Source organism: Trichocoleus sp. ST-U1 (assembly GCF_039961835.1).
Lineage (GTDB): Bacteria > Cyanobacteriota > Cyanobacteriia > Cyanobacteriales > FACHB-T130 > FACHB-T130.
The window spans coordinates 1-2518 of record NZ_JAMPJZ010000164.1 but is presented as its reverse complement, the minus strand read 5'-3'; the positions used below and the strand labels follow the sequence as shown (position 1 = coordinate 2518).

Genomic DNA, 2518 nt, shown 5'->3' with positions numbered 1-2518 from the left:
CTATCTTTGGGATTTTCACGCTTGATTGCGCTTATGAATTACTTTCACGGTGCAGTTCCTATCCCCCTACAAATGCAAGATTCCCTATTTTCTGCTGCCTAGAGTGACAGAAGAGCGTTAGGTAGCCTGACTATATCTATGTTTTGTGTATGCCTGTAGAGCAAGCAGGTTGGTAGAGGAGGGATGGCAGGAGGGATTAAGCAACTCCATACCCTGTGTACGGACGCTTATACGGCGGATGTAACCCCAGGACAATATCCTCCTTCGGCACCCCCATCTTTACTAATTCCCGCGCAATGTCCACCTCAGTCATATTGCGCTGAATCCAAATTTTGCCATCCTTAATGTCCAAATGGATGAAACAGTTGTAAACCCGCTTCAGTCCTTCCCAGCCAACATCCAGCAACTGATAGTGGTCATGCTCCGCATCAACAACAAGCTGGCACTCAATGTCTGGATTACGCTCTTCTAGCGTCGCCTGTTCAGTTAACAGTTTACGGACGCATTCGCGGTAGTGTTCTAATCTTTCCATTCGATAACTACCTCCTTGCTTGGATCGTAAACGACGAGCTTTAGTTGATAAATCTTGACCGCTTCTTGAACAAACCGCTCTTGAAAGAAGGAGTCAAATGTATCAAACGGTATCGCTAAATACAGCGTCCTGTCTGGTTCACGCATTTGTAGGGCAAGCCGATAGTTCAAAAATTGACCCAAGGCTACATGAAAGTCATTAATGACAGAGTTGTTCAAAAAGCTTTTGACTTCAACTGCGATTTTTCGCCCCGCCTTATCAGCCGCAAAGACCTTTTCTGCTGCTAAGTCAATCTCAAACTTCACGCCCTCAATTTTTATTGTCAGGGGATCAGCCGTAATCGTCCACTGCTCCTTCAGGAGTGCCTGTTTCACGGCATTATGGAATAAGTCTTTGGCAGCCATTTCTCCTCACCCAGCGTCTCGCCCCATCTTACAGCGATCGCTTAATTTGCTTAGCATTGCATAAGGCTGATTGGTCACACGGCACCAGCGCCAAAACTTCACTTTAAAACCATTGCAGATAGGTAGAGCAAGCAGAATGGGTGGCAGGTGCGATCGCTTCCTAGACTATTAACTCTCTCTTTCTATCGAGCGCTTTCTCTCTCCCTAGGTGGATTAGGCAATTCGTAACTCTTCACTACGATCCCAGTAAATTGAACTGTATAAAGCATCAGAAATTAAATCAAGGTAGGAAAACAGAATGAGAATTTTCTTTTGGGTAACTTTGTCTTTTGTCAGTGTTGGGGCGATCGCCCTTCTTCTCCAACCCATTATTGACGTTCATTAATTTAGGTTTTTTTCTAACCAAAAGGCCAGTCGTTAGTTCAGTTTAGCCCTTTCAATGTAAGGGCTAATTTTTATCTATTATTCTGGTTCAAAGTCTTACCTAGATAAGTTTGGTTTTGTTAATTGCTATTGTTTATGCTTGTGCTGACCTGATGCGAAGGCACTACCCTAGCCATGCTGCGCCGCCAAAACTTTACCTTAAAACTATCACGAGGATGACTATCGGTAGCCTGACTAATCCGGGCTTTGTCCAGAGCGGTAGAGCAAGAACTTTTGTAGAGGACGGGTGCCAGGAGCGATCACTCACAGGCGCACAGGTGTAAGTGTCATTTGATTTGGAACAAATTTGTTTTGGCTAAAATTTAGATAGGCAGTGTTAAAAAAAGAGTATCGCTCGCCCGAATAGTCGATCTTATCTCAGGAAAGGCTTGAAAGTAGTTTTCAACGGCTCAAACTCAACAAAACCGAGATAATAGCTACCTTTCGGCATGAGCAGCCATAAAACCATTTGATTATTCACAAAAGCATTTTTAACAGAGTTGTTTATGCCCGCAGTACGTTTACCACCTGGCCCTAAAGCTCATTTCCTTGTGGGTAATCTTCCAGAGATAAACCGCGACCCGCTTAAGTTCCTTAGCAAATGTGCTAGAGAGTATGGCGATCTTGTTTGCTGGAAGTTTGGGCCATTTCCAGCTTTTTTAGTCAACCATCCTGACTTGATCGAGCAAGTGTTGGTTACTCAATACCCAAACTTTGTGAAAAGTAGCGTATACCGACGCGGATTGCGCGTTGTAGGCAATGGCTTATTAACCAGTGAAGGGGACTTTTGGCAGCGTCAACGCCGCCTGGTTCAACCAGCTTTTCATCAGGAACGAATTGTCGCCTATGGGAAGGTAATGGTTGACTATACTGAGCAATTAATTGACCAATGGCGCGATGGCGAAATCCGCGATATTCATCAAGATATGATGTTGCTGACCGAAGAAATTGTGTCAAAAACACTGTTTGATGTTGATATTAAAGATGAAGCGGAAGGAGTGCAGGCGGCGCTAAATGCAGTGATGGATTTTAATTCCAATCTTGCTAATCAATATTTCCTTCCTGGTTGGGTGCCTACTCCTAGTAACTTACGCTACCAACGAGCAATTGAAAAATTGGATGCGATTGTCTATCGCATTATTAACCAGCGACGAGCTAG

3 protein-coding genes are annotated in these 2518 nt (G+C 44.2%); 1 reads left to right on the top strand and 2 read right to left on the bottom strand.

The features are described from left to right. Positions 1–196 precede the first annotated feature (196 nt). Both NDA06_RS26520 and NDA06_RS26515 read right to left on the bottom strand, forming a co-directional pair. On the bottom strand, positions 197–532 hold the full coding sequence (locus tag NDA06_RS26520) for a XisI protein (protein WP_190428350.1): 336 nt from the start codon (positions 530–532) through the stop codon (positions 197–199). After that, a complete protein-coding gene (locus NDA06_RS26515) occupies positions 520–936 on the bottom strand; it encodes a XisH family protein (RefSeq protein WP_190428349.1) in 417 nt (138 codons plus the stop codon). The genes NDA06_RS26520 and NDA06_RS26515 overlap by 13 nt, the downstream gene beginning before the upstream one ends. A 929-nt stretch (positions 937–1865) precedes the next feature. Here NDA06_RS26515 and NDA06_RS26510 point away from each other — a divergent pair. Beyond that, the coding region (locus tag NDA06_RS26510) for a cytochrome P450 (protein ID WP_348251948.1) at positions 1866–2518 on the top strand (653 nt) is incomplete at its 3' end.

Bases quoted from the DNA above. Each gene is read 5' to 3' on its own strand.
- NDA06_RS26520 (WP_190428350.1), bottom strand. From the start codon at position 532: ATGGAAAGATTAGAACACTACCGCGAATGCGTCCGTAAACTGTTAACT.
- NDA06_RS26515 (WP_190428349.1), bottom strand. From the start codon at position 936: ATGGCTGCCAAAGACTTATTCCATAATGCCGTGAAACAGGCACTCCTG.